Origin of the sequence: Rathayibacter sp. AY1C7 (genome assembly GCF_002931865.1) — a bacterium.
Taxonomy (GTDB): domain Bacteria; phylum Actinomycetota; class Actinomycetes; order Actinomycetales; family Microbacteriaceae; genus Rathayibacter.
The window spans coordinates 23,978-41,290 of record NZ_PSWB01000026.1 but is presented as its reverse complement, the minus strand read 5'-3'; the positions used below and the strand labels follow the sequence as shown (position 1 = coordinate 41,290).

Below are 17,313 nucleotides of genomic sequence, written 5' to 3'. Positions count from 1 at the left end.
CCAGCCTAGGCGCGAGCCGGGGCGGGGAAGCGCTCGCCCAGCCACTCCACGAGATCGGCCGTGACCTCGGCCCGGTTGAGCTCCTGGAACAGCTCGTGCCGCGCCTCCGGGTACACCCGCACCGAGACGTCCGTGTACCCGGCCCGCCGCCGGTAGGCCTGGGCGAGCGCGCGCACCGACCGCTCGCCGCCGAGGGTGTCGTCGGCGCCCACGACCAGCAGCAGGGGCAGCGGATGCTCGGGCCCGCGCTTCGGGCGGCCGACCAGCCGCAGGGTCTCGACCAGCCCGATCCGCTTCGCGAGCGGCGTGGTGAAGGTGAGGGGGTCGTCGTGGAACCGCTGCCAGACCTCCGGGTCGCGGGAGAGCCACTCGAGGCCGAGGCCGCCGGCGACGCGGTGCCGCTTCGCCAGGTCGCCCGCGTTCATGTGCCCGGGGAGGCGGTAGGCCGTGCCGCTCAGCACGAGCGCGGCATAGGCGCCGGAGTGGTGGTCGACGATCCGCTGCGCCATGAGCGACCCCCAGGAGTGGCCGAGCAGCACGATCGGCACGCCGGGGCTCTCCTCCGCGAGCAGCTCCGTCAGCCGGAGGATCGCCGCCTCGGTCGCGCGCAGGCCGCCCGGCCCCAGCAGTCCGAGCCGGGAGGAGTCGCCGCCGTGCTGCTCGAGGCCGGTCCGGCCGTGCCCGCGGTGGTCGTCCGCCGCGACCGCGTACCCGGCGGCGACCAGCGCCTCCGCCAGCTCGACGTAGCGCCCCGAGTGCTCGCCGACCCCGTGGGCCAGCTGCACGATCGCGCGGGGCGAGGGGTGCGGCCACCAGCGGTAGTGGATGACGACGCCGGAGGCGTCCTGGAAGGTCCTGTCGACAGCGGCGCCGGTCATGGTGACCAGTGTGGCGCTCCGGCCGCTGGGCGCGAGGGACGCGCTGAGAACTGAGAAGATACTCACGATCCAGCGGCGGGCGCCCTGCTCGCCACGGTGCCTCGCTACCTTTTCCCTTGACGAGCGACCCCCGCGACCGTCCCCCGACCCCCCTTCACGAGCGAGGCCAGCCCCTTCATGACCGTATCGCCCCTGATCTGGACCCTGACGATCGCCTTCATCGTCCTGCTCCTGCTCTTCGACTTCTTCTTCCACGTCCGGAAGGCCCACGAGCCCACGCTGAAGGAGTCGTCGATCTGGTCGGCGCTCTACGTCGGCATCGCCGTGCTCTTCGGGCTCGGCGTCCTCGTCTTCGGCGGAGCGACGCCCGGATCGGAGTACTTCGCGGGGTACATCACCGAGAAGGCCCTCTCGGTCGACAACCTGTTCGTCTTCCTCATCATCATGGCGAGCTTCAAGGTGCCCCGCGCCGACCAGCAGAAGGTGCTCCTCTTCGGAATCGTCTTCGCACTGATCGCCCGCACCGGCTTCATCTTCCTCGGCGCCGCACTGATCAACTCGTTCGCCTGGGTCTTCTACATCTTCGGCCTGATCCTGCTGCTGACCGCGTTCAACCTGGTCAAGCCGGGAGACGACCACTCCAGCGACAACGTGATGGTGCGCCTGGCCAAGCGGATCTTCAAGACGAGCGACCAGTACGACGGCGACAAGTTCTACACGCACATCGACGGCAAGAAGGTCCTCACGCCGATGATCCTCGTCATGGCGGCGATCGGCGGAACGGACATCCTGTTCGCCCTCGACAGCGTGCCGGCGATCTTCGGCCTCACCAGCGACGTGTACCTCGTCTTCACGGCGACCGCGTTCTCGCTGCTGGGCCTGCGCCAGCTGTACTTCCTCATCGACGGCCTGCTCGACCGCCTCGTCTACCTCAGCATCGGCCTCGCCGCGATCCTCGCCTTCATCGGCGTGAAGCTGATCCTGCACGCGCTCCACGAGAACAACCTGCCGTTCATCAACAACGGCGAGCACGTGGAGGTCTTCGAGATCGGCACCGGACTGTCGCTCTCGGTCATCATCGGCGTCCTCGTGATCACGGTGATCGCCTCCCTCGTCAGCCCCAAGGGCCGCCGCATGGCCGCCGAGGCCGCCGAGCGCCGCCGCGTGGCCGCGGGCGCGGACGTCGACGCGACGCACTGAGTCGACTCGTGCGCCGCGAAGCGGCGCACCGCAGTCGGCTCTCCTAGGCGGTCGGTTTCCCGAGAGCGGGTCCCGACCGCCTAGAACGATCCGCTGACACGCGGATCGCTCGTTCGACGGGCCGTCTCGTGCGCCGCAGGGCGGCGCACCGCAGTCGGCTCCCACGGGCGGTCGGGTTCCCGAGAGCGGGTCCCGACCGCCTAGGAGGATCCGCTGACACGCGGATCCCCCGTTCGGCTCGACCGAGCACCGCACGCCGGTGCTCCGCAGTCAGCTCCCCTAGGCGCTCAGGTCCCCGAGAGCGGGTCTTGACCGCCGAGAACGTCCCGCCGGTTCGAGCGCGGACTCCGCTCGCGGAGGGTCAGCGGGCGCGGAAGCGGTGCTCCGGGCGGCCGGTGGTGCCGTAGCTGAGGGTCATCTCGACGAGGCCGCGGCCCGCGAGACCCGAGAGGTAGCGCTGGGCGGTGGCACGCGAGATACCGGCGCGCTCGGCCACCTCGAGGGCCGACAGCTCGGCGCCCGACTCGGCCAGGCGCGCCAGGACGAGCTGCTCGGTCGCCGAGCGCGAGGGCTGCGCGGCGGTCGCGTCGCCCGAGTGCAGGATGCGCAGCGCCCGCTCCACCGCCTCCTGATCGGCCGCGCGGTCCTCCCGCAGCACGTTCCGGAACCGCACGTACGCGTCGAGGCGCTCGCCGAGCAGGCGCGCCTCGAACGGCTTGATGAGGTACCCGAGCGCCCCCGCGTGCAGGGCGCGCCGCACCGTCGCCCCGTCGGAGGCGGCGCTCACGACGAACGCGTCGGTGTCGAGCTCGCGGAGCAGCGCGATCCCGCTCTGGTCCGGCAGGTGCACGTCGAGCAGGAGCAGATCGGGCGCGTGCTCGGCGACGGCCGCCCGCGCCGCGCGCGCCGTGTGCACCGGAGGAAGGGCCGTCAGCCCCTGCCGCGCCTCGACCAGGTCCGCATGCAGCTGCGCGACCCGGAAGTCGTCGTCCACCACCAGCACCGTGCGCTCCCGCGCCGTGTCCGCGCTCATGACCCGTCCCCGTCCTGCTCCGGCGGCAGCACCGCTCCGGGGAGGCGCGCGCACAGCACGGCCCCCGACTCCGCTCCGCCGGCGTCCGCCAGCCAGACCTCGCCGCCGCGCCGTGCGGCCACCTCACGGCACAGCGGCAGGCCGAAGCCCCGGCCGTGCACGCGGCCGTCGTCCTCGACGGGGTCGCCCGCGCCGGCCCGGTCGAACAGCGAGTCCGGATCGAGCACTCCGTCGCCGGAGTCGGCGACCGTCACGAAGAGAGCGTCGCCGTCGTCGAGCAGCTCGACCTCGACGAAGCGCACGTCGCGCCGCCCCTCGACCGCCGCGCGCACCGCGTTGTCCACCAGGTTCCCGACCACCGTGGCGACGTCCTCCGGCTCGACGACGGTGCCGCGCACCAGCGTCTCCTCACCGAGCGTCAGCAGCACGCCGCGCTCGGCCGCCTCGATCCCCTTCGCCCCGACGAGCGCCTGGAGGTACGGCTCCTGCAGCCGGTCGGCGTGCTGCACCGGGTACTTGAGCGGGCCGCGGGTCAGCACCTCGTCGAGGTAGTCGCGCGCCGACGCGGTCCGCCCCGCATCCAGCAGGCCCGCGACCACGTGCAGGCGGTTGGCGAACTCGTGCCGCTGCACCCGGAGCGCGTTGGTCATCGCGCCGACCGCGTCGAGGCGCCGGCTCAGCGCGGCGAGGTCGGTGCGGTCGCGCAGCACCACCACCACGCCCAGGTCGCGGTCGCCGCGGGTCACCCGGCGGATGTCGACGTAGACGATGCGGGAGCGGACGACGAAGCCCTCCTCGCCTCCGGGGCGGGGCGGCTCGACGGAGTGCAGCGCGGCGCCGATCGCGTCGGCCAGCGGAACGGGCAGGTCGAGCTCCGCGAGCGGCCGCCCGTGCAGCGCCCGCCCGGTCGGGTCGTCGGAGCCGAGGATCGCGGCGGCCCGCGCATTGCAGACGCCGACGCGCCCGTCGCGGTCGAGCGCGAGCACGCCCTCGTCGACCCCGTCGAGCACGGCGGCCTGGTCCTGCACGAGCGAGGTGAGCTCCTCCGGGGCGAGGCCGAGCGTCAGGCGCAGTAGGCGGCGGCGGATGAAGACGGAGGCGACGGCGGCGAGCACCAGGCCGGCGAGCGCCGCGGCGAGGACGCCGAGCAGCGCGGTCGGCAGGTCGGTGAAGACGCTGGAGCGCGCGAAGCCGATGCTGACCTCGCCGACGACCCGCTGCTCCCCCTCGGCGAAGACCGGGACCTTCGCCCGTGCCGACTCGCCGAGCGTGCCGGTGCCCCACGAGACGCTCTCGCGCCCGGCGAGCGCCTCGTCGGGGCTGGTCGAGACCCGCTCGCCGAGGCGGTCCTCGTCGGGGTGGGCGAGGCGGATGCCCTGATCGTCGGTGATCACGACGAAGAGCGCGCCGGTGCGCTGCTCGACGGCGGCGGCGACGTCCTCGAGCGGTCCGCCGCGCAGCTCCGAGGCGGCGGGCGCGCCGGGCACGGCGGAGGACGCGGCGACCGCGTCGCGCACGTCGGGATCCTCGGCGACGGTGCGGGCGATGGCGAGCGCCGTGCCCTCCGCCTCGCCGCGCAGCTGCTGGACGCTGAGCGCGGTGACGAGCCCCGCGCAGACCAGCACGGCGGCCGACACCGTGGCGAGCTGCAGGACCAGGACGTGGGTCGCGAAGCGCATCGGGGCCTCCTCGCCGTCGTCGTGCGCAGAATGCGCAGAAGCCACACTATGCGCAGATGTCGCCGTAATGAGCGATACCCCGGCGCCGGACGCGGGGCTGCCTAGGGTTTCCAGCATCTCCCGGCCGGCTCTCCCGCCGAGCGCGGGCGGAGGCACTGGACGAAGGAGTCAGCTGTGTTGGTAGTACTCGGTTTCACCATGATCCTGGCCTTCATGGCCCTGATCATGACCAAGCGGCTGACGCCGATGGTCGCCCTGATCGTCGTGCCGACGATCTTCGGCCTCTTCGCGGGCGCCGGCCTCGGCATCGGCGACATGGTCCTCGAGGCGATCGGCAGCCTCGCGCCCACGGCCGCGCTGCTGATGTTCGCGATCATGTACTTCGGGATCATGATCGACGTCGGGCTTTTCGACCCGCTGATCCGCTTCATCGTCCGCGCGCTCGGCGACGACCCGGCGAAGGTCGTGCTCGGCACGGCGCTGCTCGCCGGCGCGGTCTCGCTCGACGGCGACGGCTCGACCACCTTCATCGTCACCACCGCCGCGATGCTCCCGATCTACCTGCGCCTGGGGATGAACCCGGTCGTGCTGACCTGCGTCGCGGGCCTGGCCAACGGCACGCTCAACATCGTCCCCTGGGGCGGACCGACGGTGCGCGCCGCCGCGGCCCTCCAGGTCTCGCCGAGCGAGATCTTCGTGCCGATGCTCCCCTCGCTCGCGGTGGGCCTGGTCGTCACGCTCGTCTTCGCCTGGTTCCTCGGGCTCGGCGAGCGCCGCCGCCTCGGCTCGCTCGCGCTGGCCGAGCCGATGCTCGAGCAGGAGCTCGTCGGCGCCGGCCGCGGCTCCTCCTACCGCCCGGGCGGCGCCCGCACCGGCGGCCTCGCGGCGCTGACCGGGGGCATCCGCACCGTCGCCCGGGAGCGCTTCTCCTTCCTCCGCGGCCCTCAGGCCCTGCGCGGAGCCCAGGTGGCCGTCGCCGCCCGCGTGCAGGCCGACGACGCCGACACCGCGATGGCCGACACGATGCTCGACCCCGAGCGCGAGACGCTGCGCCCGAAGCTGATCTGGGTGAACCTGGTCCTGACCCTCGCGGTGATGACGCTGCTGGTCGCCGACATCCTGCCGTTGCCCTACGTGTTCATGGTCGGCTCCGCGGTCGCCCTCCTGATCAACTTCCCGAAGATGAAGGACCAGGCGGCCGAGATCGTCAAGCACGCGCCGAGCATCGTGGGCGTCGTGTCGATGGTGCTGGCGGCCGGTGTGCTGATCGGCGTCCTCAACGGCACCGGCATGGTCGACGCCATGGCGGAGTGGGTCGTCGCGGTGATCCCGCCGGCGCTCGGACCGTTCCTCGCCGTGATCACCGGCGTGCTCAGCATCCCGATGACCTTCTTCATGTCGAACGACGCGTTCTACTACGGCATCCTCCCCGTGCTCTCCGAGAGCGCGGCGAACTACGGCATCTCGCCGGTCGAGATGGCGCGCGCCTCCATCACCGGGCAGCCGGTGCACCTCCAGAGCCCGCTGGTCCCGGCGATCCTCCTGCTCGTCTCCCTCGCCGCGGTGAACCTCGGCGACCACCACCGCAAGGTGCTGTGGCGAGCGGTCGTCGTCTCGCTGGTCATGCTCGCCGTCGGCGTGCTGGTCGGCTCGATCCCCTTCGGCTGAGGTCGGCGGAGCGGAGCGCCGAGCGATCGGAACGAGGACGGGACCTTCTGCTGCGGCGGGGGTCCCGTCCTCGTTCCGCGGCTCGGTCCCGCAGCCCGCGCTAGCGCAGCAGCGGCGCCAGGTTCTCGGTCCAGACGTCGGAGCCGACCTTGAGGATGAGGGCGCCGACCACGACGAGGAACGCGACCCGGATGAAGCGGCTGCCACGAGCGACGGCCATCCGCGAGCCGAGGTACGCGCCCGCCACGTTGGCGGCGCCCATCAGGAGGCCCAGCAGCCAGATCACGTGCCCGCCCGGCACGAAGTAGAGCAGGGCGCCGAGGTTGGTCGCGACGTTGACGATCTTCGCCTTGGCGCTGGCGAGCAGGAAGTCGTAGCCCAGCGCGGTGATCAGGGCGATGATCAGGAAGGTGCCGGTGCCCGGTCCGATCAGGCCGTCGTAGAAGCCGATCAGGAGTCCCAGCACGGCCGCGGTGACGAGGTGGCGCCGGCCCGCGTGCTTGAGCACCGTGACGCTGCCCAGTGCCGGGCGGGCGATCGTCACGACGGCGACCACGATCAGCGCGACGACGATGATCGGCTTGAACACCGCGGCCGGGAGGAGGCCGGCGAGTGTCGCGCCTCCGTAGCTGCCCGCGAGGGCGACTGCCGCCATCGGCAGTGCGGTGCGCAGATCGGGCTTCGCACGCCGGTAGTAGGTGATCGCGCTGGTGGTCGTGCCGAAGATCGAGGCCAGCTTGTTCGTGGCGAGCGCCTGCACGGGCGAGATCCCCGGTACGAGGAGCAGGGCGGGGAGCTGGAGGAGTCCGCCGCCGCCCACGACCGCGTCGATCCAGCCGGCCGCGAAGGCGGCGAGGATCATCAGCGCGAGGACGGGGAGTCCGAGATCCTCTGTGAAGGTCAGCATCGGTCGGAAGCGTACGCGAGCACCGCGACCCCCTCGACCTCGGGGGCCGGGCCGCCCTAGGGTCGGCGGCATGCGATTCGGACTCTTCATCCCCCAGGGCTGGCGCCACGACCTCGTCGGCGTCCCGGCCGCCGACCAGTGGCGCACCATGAGCGACCTCGCCCGGCACGCCGACGACGGCGCCTGGGAGTCGATCTGGGTCTACGACCACTTCCACACCGTCCCGCAGGTGACGGAGGAGGCGACGCACGAGGCGTGGTCGCTGATGAGCGCGTTCGGCGCCACCACGTCGCGCGTGCGGCTGGGCCAGATGTGCACCTGCATGGGCTACCGGAACCCCGCCTACCTCGCCAAGGTCGCGACGACCGTCGACATCGTCTCGGGCGGGCGGGTCGAGATGGGCATCGGCGGCGGCTGGTACGAGCACGAGTGGCGCGCGTACGGCTACGGCTTCCCGCCGATCGCCGAGCGGCTGGGCCGGCTCGACGAGGGAGTGCAGATCCTGCAGCAGGCCTGGACGACCGGGTCCGCGACCCTCGACGGCCGCTACTACCAGATGGACGGCGCGCAGAACCGGCCGCTGCCCCTGCAGGAGGGCGGCATCCCGCTGTGGGTCGCCGGCGGCGGCGAGAAGGTCACGCTGCGGATCGCGGCCCAGTACGCGCAGTACACGAACTTCGCCGGGACCCCGGAGGCGTTCGACCACAAGAGCTCGGTCCTCCGCGGGCACTGCGAGCGCCTGGGCACCGACTTCTCGGCGATCACCCGGAGCTCGAACTACAACGTCGTGATCGGCGAGACGGAGGCGGAGGTCGAGGCGGCGCTGCAGCGTCTCGAGGAGCGCGTGGTCCCGTACCTCGGCGCGGAGGGAGCGGCGTCCTTCGTCGCCGAGTACCGCAGCCCCGACGCGCTCGCGGTCGGCACTCCCGCGCAGATCGTCGACCGCCTCGCCGGCATGCAGTCGCGCGGGATGGACTACGGCATCCTCTACTTCCCGGACGCCGCCTACGACCGGTCCGGCATCGAGCTGTTCGAGCGCGAGGTGCTGCCGGCGCTCTCCTGAGCGTGGAGCGGCGGGGGCTCCTACGCCTCCCGCCCCCCGCCCGCAAGTCCTTGGGGCGTCCCGGCCCCGCGCCTACGGTCGGAGCATGGACGCACAGGACATCCGCTGGAACGACGAAGCCCGCGACAAGATCCTCGAGGACTCGGACAGGGTCCTCCGCGAGGCGGTGCTCGACCTCGCGACGAGCAAGAAGGGCGAGCCCTGGGAGGACGTGTTCGCCGAGCTGAACGCGCGCCTCAAGGACCGCTTCATCGACTTCGAGCCCGGCCCGGACCTCCGCAAGTACGCCGAGGCCGTCTCCGCCGGGGAGATCGAGACCGGCTCGTGAGCGAGCACGACCGCGACGCCGCGCTCCAGGACGAGATCACCTCGATCCACGCCCTCGGCGAGGGCCGCGTCGGCGAGACGGCCGGCCCGGAGGACGAGGACCACGAGCTCTCGCCCGAGCAGGACGCCCGCATCGAGTCCGAGCTGAAGAGCCGGGGCAGCGAGAGCTGATCCCCCCGGTACGCGGAAGGCCCGCTCCCCCTCGAGGGAGCGGGCCTTCCGCGTGAGTCGCGACTACGCCGAGAGGGGCTCGTAGTCGGTGTAGCCCTCGGCTCCTCCGCCGTAGACCGTCTCCTGGACGACCTCGTTCTCGGGGTGCCCGCCCTGCCAGCGCTCGACCAGGTCGGGGTTGGCGATCGCCGGGCGGCCGACGGCCACGGCGTCGGCGTGGCCCTCGCTGATCAGCTCGGTCGCCTCCTCGCGGCTGGTCGGCGAGCCGAAGCCGCTGTTGGCGATGAAGACGCCGTCGAAGCGCGAGCGGAGGTCCTGGACCAGCTCGCCGGCGGGCTCGGCGTGCAGGACGCTGAGGTAGGCCAGGCCGAGCGGGGCGAGCCCGTCGACGACGGCCTCGTAGGTGGCGCGCACGTCGTCGCCGTCGGTCTCGACGACGTCCTGGATGTTGTGGGCCGGCGAGAGGCGGATGCCGACGCGGCCCGCTCCGACCTCGTCGACGATCGCGCGGGTGACCTCGAGCGGGAACGCGGCGCGCTCGGCCGGGGTCCCGCCGTACTGGTCGGTGCGCACGTTGGAGACGGGCGAGAGGAACTCGTGCAGCAGGTAGCCGTTGGCGCCGTGCACCTCGACTCCGTCGAAGCCGGCGTCGATCGCGCGGCGGGCGGCGGCGACGAACTCGTCGCGGACGGTCGCCAGCTCCTCGGTGGTCAGCGCGTGCGGCACCGGGAAGGGCTTCTTGCCGGAGGGGGTGTGCACCTCTCCGTCGATGGCGACGGCGCTCGGGGCGACGATGCGGTCGGTGCCGGTGATCTCGGTGTGCGAGACGCGGCCCGCGTTCATCAGCTGCATGACGATGCGTCCGCCCGCGGCGTGCACGGCGTCGGCGACGGCGCGCCAGCCCGCGGCCTGCGCGTCGGTCTCGATGCCGGGCTGCCCGGCGTAGCCCTTGGACTCGGCGCTGGGGAAGACGCCCTCGCTGATCAGCAGGCCCATGCTCGCGCGCTGGGCGTAGTACTCGGCGACGATCGCGCCGGGCACGCCCTGCTCGTCGGAGCGCAGTCGCGTCATCGGTGCCAGGACGATGCGGTTGGGGAGGTCGAGGTCGCCGGCGGTGAGGGGGGAGAACGGATCCACGGGATCGCCTTTCTACGGAGCTGTCTCAGGGGCTGCCCTGAGGGGGGAGGCACGTGCACCTGCGGCGCACTCCGGGCGACAACCGCGAGCGGAGCACGGTCATTCCTCCTCCCGGCGTTCTCCCATCCCCCGCGCCCCGGGCACGCGGTCGACGGCCTGCCGCCTCCCGACTCCTGCTCGGACACCCGGGCTGTCTACACTCGGGAGGCGACGACGAAGGAGTGTGCGCGATGCCGGCGAGACCCCACCACCCCGTGAGCTCCCGGCTGCTGCCGGCGCTCGGGGCCCTCCTGATCGCCGCGGTCCTCGCGCTGGTCCCCGCGACCGCGGCGACGGCCGAATCGCCCGTCTCCTTCTCCTCCTCCACCGTCCTCGACTCGGTCGGGGTGCTGAGCTCCGGAGAGACCGCCGAGATCGAGCAGGCCTCGCGGGCCCTCTACGACCAGCACCGCGTGCAGCTGTTCGTCGCCTTCGTCGACTCCTTCACGGATCCGTCCGACCGCGCCGCGTGGGCGGACGAGACCGCGACCCGCAACGGACTGGGCACCGACGACGTCCTCCTGGCCGTCGCGGTCGACGCCCGTCAGTACCAGGTGTCGGTCGCGCAGGGCTTCGCCCTCGACGACGCGCAGGTCTCCTCGCTCCAGTCCGACGACATCGAGCCGAGGCTCGCCGACGGCGACTGGGCCGGAGCCGCGGTGGCCGCCGCCGACGGGATCGGGCAGCGCCTCGACGCGCCCAGCGCCGGCGAGTCCCTCGGCTCGGGGCTGCTGATCGCGCTCGGCGTGCTCGCGGCCCTCGTCGTCATCGGCCTCGTGGTGCTGCTGCTCGTCCGCCGCGCGCGGAAGCGCCGCGCCCAGGAGGCGGTGGAGGCCTCGATCGACGAGCTCGCCACCCGTGCCGGGTCGGCCCTCGTCCACGCCGACGACGCCGTCCGCACCAGCGAGCAGGAGGTCGGCTTCGCGGAGGCGCAGTTCGGCGCCGACGCGACCGGCGCGTTCCGCGAGGCGCTCGTCACCGCGAAGCGCCTGCTCGGCGAGGCCTTCAGCCTGCAGCAGCGTCTCGACGACGCCGAGCCGGAGACCGATCAGGAGCGCCGCGACGGCTACCAGAGCATCCTCCAGCTCTGCGCCGACGCCGAGCAGACGCTCGACGAGCGCGCGAGTGCGTTCGAGGAGCTGCGCGACCTCGAGAAGAACGCGCCGCAGGTCGCCGCCGCGCTCACGGTCCGCGCCGCCGAGGTCGGCGACCGCCTCCCCTCGGCCCGCGCCCGCCTCGCCGAGCTCGCCTCCCGCTACGCGCCGACCGCGATCGACGACGTGGGCGACGACGCCGACCAGGCCGAGGACCGCCTCCGCTTCACCCGCGACCAGCTCGCCGGCGCCCAGCAGGCGATACAGGCCGGCGACTCCGGCCGCGCCGCCGTGCTGCTGCGCGCCGGGCAGCAGGCCGCCGAGCAGGCCTCCGGACTCGTCGACGCGGTGGCGACGAGGGGTGACGAGCTGCAGAAGGCGGAGGCGTCGCTCGCCGGCCGCATCGCCGAGATCCGCGCCGACGTGGCGCAGGGACGAGCGCTCGCCGCCTCCCAGGACGCGGAGTCCGCTGCCCAGGCGCAGAACGTCGCCGCGGCGGTCGCCTCGACCGAGGCCGCCCTCGACGACGTCGAGCGCGCCGCCTCCGTGCGGCCGAACGACCCGCTCGCCCTGCTCGAGGCGCTCACCGCCGCCGACGCCACGATCGATGCCGCCGTCGGCGGGTTCCGCGACGCGCAGGCCCAGCGCGAGCGCGAGCGGGCCGCCCTCGGCGCCGAGCTCACCTCCGCCCGCAGCCGCGTCTCCGCCGCCGAGGACTTCATCGCGGCCCGCCGCGGCGCGGTCGGCTCGGAGGCGCGCACCCGCGTCGCCGAGGCCGCCCGCTCGGCCGAGTACGCCGAGCGCATCGCCGCCACCGACCCCCGCGAGGCTCTCGCCTCCGCCCAGCGCGCTTCGCAGCTCGCCCAGCAGGCGCTCGAGCGGGCGCGGGCCGACGCCGGCTCCTACTCCGCCCCGAACGCCGTCGGCAGCCCCTACGGAGGCGACACGACCGGCGCGTTCCTCGGCGGGATCCTGGTCGAGTCGCTCCTGGGAGGCGGACGCCGCAGCGGCTACCGCTCGGGCGGCTTCGGCGGAGGCGGGTTCAGTGGCGGCTTCGGCGGCGGCGGCTCGTCCCGGCGCTCCGGCGGCGGCGGCTTCGGCGGCGGGCGCAGCAGCGGCGGAGGCGGACGCCGTGGAGGCGGCGGGCGCTTCTGAGCGCCCCCGGGCATCCGCGCACGACCGACGACCACCACCTCCCCCACGACTCCGGCACCACCTCCGACATCCGGCACCACCCACGACGCAAGGAGAGACACCCATGGCTCAGAGACAGTCGATCTTCGGCCGCATCGCGCAGCTCGCGAAGGCCAACATCAACGCACTCCTCGACCAGGCCGAGGACCCGCAGAAGATGCTCGACCAGATGGTCCGCGACTACACCGACAGCATCCGCGACGCCGAGGCGGCGATCGCCACCACGATCGGCAACCTGCGCCTGCTCGAGGACGACTACCGCGAGGACGTGCAGAACGCCCAGGAGTGGGGCGGCAAGGCCCTCGCCGCGAGCCGCAAGGCCGACGAGCTGCGCACCGGCGGGAGCGCCGGCGACGCCGACAAGTTCGACGCGCTGGCCAAGGTCGCTCTGCAGCGCCAGATCCAGTCCGAGAAGGAGGCGAAGGACGCCGAGCCGACCATCGCCTCGCAGACCGAGGTCGTCGACAAGCTCAAGTCGGGCCTGAACCAGATGCGCGAGAAGCTGCAGCAGCTCTCGAGCAAGCGCGACGAGCTGATCGCGCGCTCGAAGACCGTCGAGGCGCAGAGCCAGGTCCAGGACGCCGTGAAGAGCATCGACCTGATGGACCCGACGAGCGAGGTGAGCCGCTTCGAGCAGAAGATCCGCCGCGAGGAGGCGCGCGTCCGCGGCGCGGAGGAGCTCGCCTCCTCGAGCCTGGACGCGCAGTTCGAGTCGCTCGAGGACCTCGGCGAGATGACCGAGGTGGAGGCGCGCCTCGCCGCGCTCAAGTCCGGCCGCCCGCAGGACTCGATCGGCTCCTGAGCCCGTGCGCCTCCGGCGGCGGTCCCGCCGGAGGCGCAACCCACCCTTCCCGACACGCGCGGGGCGAAGGCTGGCAATCGCCATGGTGCGGTGCCGCCGCCGTCCCCGTAGTGTTCACACCAGGTTGCCCTTGACCCCGGTCGCCCTGATGCCGCGTCCGGCCCCTACCGACGCGGTGAACCATGAGCGGACCGCCCCCGTCGGGATCGCTCACCGAGAGACCGTCGACGCCGACGGTCACCACGAAGAGCGAGGCGCCGATGAGCACCCCCACCACCACGTCCGTCACCGGAGGCGCCCCCCGCGTCGTCCGCACCCGTCCGCGCGCCGACGGCCGCGTCAACCCGACGACCGAGTACTCCGGTCTCCTCAGCACGGTCCGCGACGCGGGGCTCCTCCGCCGCCGCACCGGCTTCTACTACACGATGTTCGGCGCGCTGGTCCTCGCGCTCGGCGGCATCGTCACCGGCTTCGTCCTGCTGGGCGACTCCTGGTTCCAGCTCCTGCTCGCCGCCGCCCTCGGCATCGTGCTGACGCAGTTCGCCTTCCTCGCCCATGAGGCCTCGCACCGCCAGGTGTTCGAGTCCGGCAAGGCCAACGACGTCGCCGGCCGCACCCTCGCGAACCTCTTCGTCGGCATCAGCTACTCCTGGTGGATGACCAAGCACAGCCGCCACCACGCGAACCCGAACGTGCTGGGCAAGGACCCGGACATCGAGCGCGACGTCGTCTCCTTCACCGCCGAGGACGCGGCCCGCTCGCGCGGCCTCTACGCCTGGCTCACCCGCCGCCAGGGCTACGCGTTCTTCCCGCTCCTGCTGCTCGAGGGCCTCAACCTGCACCTGCACGGCTTCCGCACCGTGTTCGGCAAGGGCAAGGTCGACAAGCGCTGGGTCGAGATCACCATGCTCGTCACCCGCGTCGGCCTCTACCTCGCCGTCGTCTTCTGGGCCCTCCCCCTCGGCATGGCGTTCGCCTTCGTCGGCGTGCAGCTGGGCGTCTTCGGCCTGTACATGGGCGCCTCGTTCGCGCCGAACCACAAGGGCATGCCGCTGCTGCCGAAGGAGGCGCGCGTCGACTTCCTCCGCCGCCAGGTCCTCACCTCGCGCAGCATCCGCAGCACCTGGTTCACCGACCTCTACATGGGCGGACTCAACTACCAGGTGGAGCACCACCTCTTCCCGAACATGCCCCGCCCGGCGCTGCGCCGCGCGCAGGTCATCGCCAAGGAGTACTGCACCACCCACCAGATCCCCTACACCGAGACCTCGTTGATGGAGTCGTACGCGATCGTCGTCCGCTACCTCAACAAGGTCGGCCTGTCGGCCGGCGGCGACCCGTTCGACTGCCCCGCCGCCTCCGCCTACGGACGCTGAGCACTCCCCCTTCGGAGGCCCCTCGCACCTTCCCGGTGCGGGGGGCCTCCGTCGTTCGCGGGAGCGCAAGGGGGTGCCCCCGCGGGCGGCGGAGTCGTAGCGTCGGGGCATGAGCAGCTCCGACTACGACATCGAGCCCACCCCCGCCGACACGACCGACGGCACCGACACGACCGACGGCGCCCGCACGCCCGACCCCGCCACCGAGACCGGCACCTCCGCGGGCCTCGACGAGGTCGGCGGCGCGGCCTCCCCCCTGGCCGACGGCGTCGGCGCCGACGGCGAGGAGCAGAACCCCCCGCTGCCCGACTGGGGCCCCACCGACGGCGTCCACGGCACCGACGCCGAGACCGACGCCTCGGGCACCGAGCAGCACTGACACGGCTCCGCGAGGGACCTCCCCGGCCGGTCGGCGAACGTTCCGACCGCGTTCCGAGGAGGTCCCTCCGTGTTCGCCGGAGGGTCGGCCGGCGCTCGGGCGCCGCGCCCTACACTGGCGAAATGCAGCCGACCGAACGCGCCCTCCGCGTGATCTCCTACAACCTCCGGGAGCACCGAGCGCACGCCGAGATCGCCCCCCTCGCCGCCCGCCACGACATCGACGTCCTGTGCCTGCAGGAGTGCGACACCACGAAGCTGCCGCAGGAGGTGGGCTCGCTCCGGCTCGCGTCCGTCACGGCCCGCAACCGCCTGGGCCTGGCCGTCTACTACTCGCAGGACCGCTTCGAGCTCTCCGGCAGCGCCGCGTTCGAGCTCAGCAAGTCCATGCACGACCGCGTGATGTCCCCCGCTCACGAGCGCCTGCTGGCCGTCCGCCTCGACGACCGCGACGGCGGATCGATCGCGGTCTCCTCCTTCCACGCCGCTCCGCTGTCGGCAGGCAACGCCCTGCGCCGCAAGCAGATCGACGAGGCGCTGAACCGGCTGCGCGAGTACGCGCCGGACACCCCCTCCCTGATGGTCGGCGACTACAACTACCCGTGGTTCTTCCGCGGACTCGACCGCCGGATGACCCGGAACGGCTACCTGGTCTCGCGGAGCGACTCCCCCACCTACGCGCGCTACCGCTACTTCAGCGGCCACTTCGACTTCGCGATCAGCGACTCCGTGCGGATCGAGCGGGTCTCCACGCTGCCCCAGGGCGTCTCGGACCACCTCCCGGTGATGGTCGACGCGCACTACGGCGTCCCCGCCGCCTGAGCGCGGGGCCCACTGGCCCGCACGGTCGGTAGGCTCAGGGGGTGACGACCCTGATCCTCGCCCGGCACGGAGAGACTGTCTGGCACTCCGAGAACCGCTTCGCGGGCTCCTCCGACATCGCGCTGACCCCCCGGGGCCAGGACCAGGCGGCGACTCTGGCCGCCTGGGCCGTCGACGCCGACCTCGAGGCGGTGTACTCCTCCACCCTGGTCCGGGCCGTGCGCACCGCCGTGCCCGCCGCGCGGGCGGCCCACCTCGAGCTGCAGCCCGACCCGGCGCTGGTCGAGGTCGACTTCGGCCGCGGCGAGGGGCTGACCACCGACGAGATGGAGAAGCGCTTCCCGGACGAGTACCACGCGTGGGTCGCCGCTCCGGCCATCCAGCCGATGCCCGGCGGCGAGTCCGGCCTCGACGCCGTCGCCCGCGCGAACACCTCGCTCGCCCGCATCCACCGCGAGCACCCCGACGGCCGCGTGCTCGTCGTCGCGCACGGCACGCTCATCCGCCTCCTGCTGTGCGCCTACCTCGGCATCAACCCCGAGACCTACCGGCACACCTTCCCGGTGGTCGACAACGTCTCGCTGACCACACTGCGCTGGGACGCGACCGGCGTCGGCCTGCTCGGCTACAACGTCCCGCCCGTCCAGACGCAGCGGCGCTCCAGCTGAGCGCAGCGGCCGCTCCGGAGCGGCGCCCGGCGAGCGCGGGCTCGATCGGCCTGGTGCTCGGGTCGGTCGCGAGCGTGCAGCTGGGCGCCTCCTTCGCCGTGCTGCTCTTCCCCGCCGCGGGGCCGATCGGCACCGTCACGCTCCGGCTGGTGTTCTCGGCCGTCGTTCTGCTCCTGGTCTGCCGTCCGCGGCTGCGCGGCCACAGCCGGAGCGACTGGGCCACCGTCGCCGCCTACGGTCTCGCCCTCGGCGGGATGAACGCCTGCTACTACGAGGCCATCGCCCGGATCCCGCAGGGCGCCGCCGTCACCCTCGAGGTGCTCGGGCCGCTGACGCTCTCGGTGATCGCCGGGAGGAGCGTGCTGAGCCTGGTCTGGGCGGTGCTCGCGCTGGCCGGAGTGGTGACCCTGTCGCAGGGCGGGTTCTCGGCGCTGGACCCGGTCGGCGTCGGCTTCGCGCTGGGGGCCGCTGTGCTCTGGGCCGCGTACATCGTCTTCGCCGGCCGCACCGGCGGGCGGTTCCAGGGGATCGACGGGCTCGCGCTGGCGCTGGCGGCCGGCGCGATCGTGTCGCTGCCGTTCGGCATCGCCTCCGCCGGACCCGCCCTGGTGGTGCCGCCGGTGCTGCTCCTCGGGCTCGCCGTCGCGGTGCTCTCCTCCGCGGTGCCCTATGCGCTGGAGCTGCTGGCGCTGCGGCGCCTGCGCTCCTCCACATTCTCGATCCTGATGTCGCTCTCCCCCGGGGCGGCCGCGCTCTCGGGCTTCCTCGTGCTCGGTCAGCGCCTCAGCGCCGTCGAGGCCGTCGGGATCGCGCTCGTGGTCGCCGCGAGCATCGGAGCGGTGCGGACCGCGCGGACCTCCGCCTGAGCGGCAGTTCT

The 17,313-nt window shown here is 73.0% G+C and carries 17 protein-coding genes; 12 read left to right on the top strand and 5 right to left on the bottom strand.

What is annotated here, in order from left to right; all coding sequences use genetic code 11:
• Window positions 1–5: 5 nt before the first annotated feature.
• On the bottom strand, window positions 6–878 hold the full coding sequence (locus C5C69_RS13550) for an alpha/beta fold hydrolase (RefSeq protein ID WP_104233159.1): 873 nt from the start codon (window positions 876–878) through the stop codon (window positions 6–8).
• A gap of 177 nt (window positions 879–1,055) precedes the next feature.
• Here C5C69_RS13550 and C5C69_RS13545 point away from each other — a divergent pair, with 177 nt between their 5' ends.
• Window positions 1,056–2,078: a TerC family protein gene (locus C5C69_RS13545; protein WP_104233158.1), complete on the top strand. Its 1,023-nt coding sequence runs from the start codon at window positions 1,056–1,058 to the stop codon at window positions 2,076–2,078.
• Window positions 2,079–2,439: 361 nt separating this feature from the next.
• Here C5C69_RS13545 and C5C69_RS13540 read toward each other — a convergent pair whose 3' ends face one another.
• Window positions 2,440–3,111, bottom strand: coding sequence for a response regulator (locus C5C69_RS13540; RefSeq protein ID WP_104233157.1), 672 nt, complete (start codon window positions 3,109–3,111; stop codon window positions 2,440–2,442).
• Window positions 3,108–4,790: a sensor histidine kinase gene (locus tag C5C69_RS13535; RefSeq protein WP_104258109.1), complete on the bottom strand. Its 1,683-nt coding sequence runs from the start codon at window positions 4,788–4,790 to the stop codon at window positions 3,108–3,110. Before C5C69_RS13535 ends, C5C69_RS13540 begins: the two co-directional genes overlap by 4 nt.
• A 198-nt stretch (window positions 4,791–4,988) precedes the next feature.
• On the opposite strand from C5C69_RS13535, the gene C5C69_RS13530 reads away from it, so the two are divergent.
• Window positions 4,989–6,458, top strand: coding sequence for a CitMHS family transporter (locus C5C69_RS13530; protein ID WP_104258108.1), 1,470 nt, complete (start codon window positions 4,989–4,991; stop codon window positions 6,456–6,458).
• Window positions 6,459–6,558: 100 nt separating this feature from the next.
• Here the strand turns inward: C5C69_RS13530 and C5C69_RS13525 are convergent, their stop codons facing one another.
• Window positions 6,559–7,365, bottom strand: coding sequence for a TSUP family transporter (locus tag C5C69_RS13525; protein ID WP_104223862.1), 807 nt, complete (start codon window positions 7,363–7,365; stop codon window positions 6,559–6,561).
• 70 nt (window positions 7,366–7,435) lie between these two features.
• On the opposite strand from C5C69_RS13525, the gene C5C69_RS13520 reads away from it, so the two are divergent.
• From C5C69_RS13520 to C5C69_RS17045, 3 genes are all read left to right on the top strand, one after another.
• On the top strand, window positions 7,436–8,428 hold the full coding sequence (locus tag C5C69_RS13520) for an LLM class F420-dependent oxidoreductase (RefSeq protein WP_104258107.1): 993 nt from the start codon (window positions 7,436–7,438) through the stop codon (window positions 8,426–8,428).
• 85 nt (window positions 8,429–8,513) lie between these two features.
• A complete protein-coding gene (locus C5C69_RS13515) occupies window positions 8,514–8,756 on the top strand; it encodes a hypothetical protein (protein WP_068251275.1) in 243 nt (80 codons plus the stop codon).
• On the top strand, window positions 8,753–8,926 hold the full coding sequence (locus C5C69_RS17045; protein WP_181127066.1) for a hypothetical protein: 174 nt from the start codon (window positions 8,753–8,755) through the stop codon (window positions 8,924–8,926). Before C5C69_RS13515 ends, C5C69_RS17045 begins: the two co-directional genes overlap by 4 nt.
• 63 nt (window positions 8,927–8,989) lie before the next feature.
• Here C5C69_RS17045 and C5C69_RS13510 read toward each other — a convergent pair whose 3' ends face one another.
• On the bottom strand, window positions 8,990–10,063 hold the full coding sequence (locus C5C69_RS13510) for an alkene reductase (protein ID WP_104223860.1): 1,074 nt from the start codon (window positions 10,061–10,063) through the stop codon (window positions 8,990–8,992).
• A gap of 230 nt (window positions 10,064–10,293) precedes the next feature.
• Here C5C69_RS13510 and C5C69_RS13505 point away from each other — a divergent pair, with 230 nt between their 5' ends.
• From C5C69_RS13505 to C5C69_RS13475, 7 genes are all read left to right on the top strand, one after another.
• Window positions 10,294–12,351 (top strand): TPM domain-containing protein, encoded by a 2,058-nt coding sequence (locus tag C5C69_RS13505; RefSeq protein WP_104258106.1) that lies wholly within the window; start codon window positions 10,294–10,296, stop codon window positions 12,349–12,351.
• Between the two features lie 103 nt (window positions 12,352–12,454).
• A complete protein-coding gene (locus C5C69_RS13500) occupies window positions 12,455–13,192 on the top strand; it encodes a PspA/IM30 family protein (protein ID WP_104223858.1) in 738 nt (245 codons plus the stop codon).
• Between the two features lie 260 nt (window positions 13,193–13,452).
• Complete coding sequence (locus tag C5C69_RS13495) at window positions 13,453–14,568, top strand: acyl-CoA desaturase (RefSeq protein ID WP_104226226.1); 1,116 nt, start codon at window positions 13,453–13,455, stop codon at window positions 14,566–14,568.
• A gap of 109 nt (window positions 14,569–14,677) precedes the next feature.
• Window positions 14,678–14,947 (top strand): hypothetical protein, encoded by a 270-nt coding sequence (locus C5C69_RS13490; RefSeq protein WP_104258105.1) that lies wholly within the window; start codon window positions 14,678–14,680, stop codon window positions 14,945–14,947.
• 122 nt (window positions 14,948–15,069) lie between these two features.
• Window positions 15,070–15,768: an endonuclease/exonuclease/phosphatase family protein gene (locus C5C69_RS13485; protein ID WP_104223855.1), complete on the top strand. Its 699-nt coding sequence runs from the start codon at window positions 15,070–15,072 to the stop codon at window positions 15,766–15,768.
• Between the two features lie 41 nt (window positions 15,769–15,809).
• Window positions 15,810–16,436 (top strand): histidine phosphatase family protein, encoded by a 627-nt coding sequence (locus C5C69_RS13480; RefSeq protein WP_104223854.1) that lies wholly within the window; start codon window positions 15,810–15,812, stop codon window positions 16,434–16,436.
• 53 nt (window positions 16,437–16,489) lie between these two features.
• Window positions 16,490–17,302: a DMT family transporter gene (locus tag C5C69_RS13475; protein ID WP_244230592.1), complete on the top strand. Its 813-nt coding sequence runs from the start codon at window positions 16,490–16,492 to the stop codon at window positions 17,300–17,302.
• The last annotated feature ends 11 nt before the right edge of the window (window positions 17,303–17,313 follow it).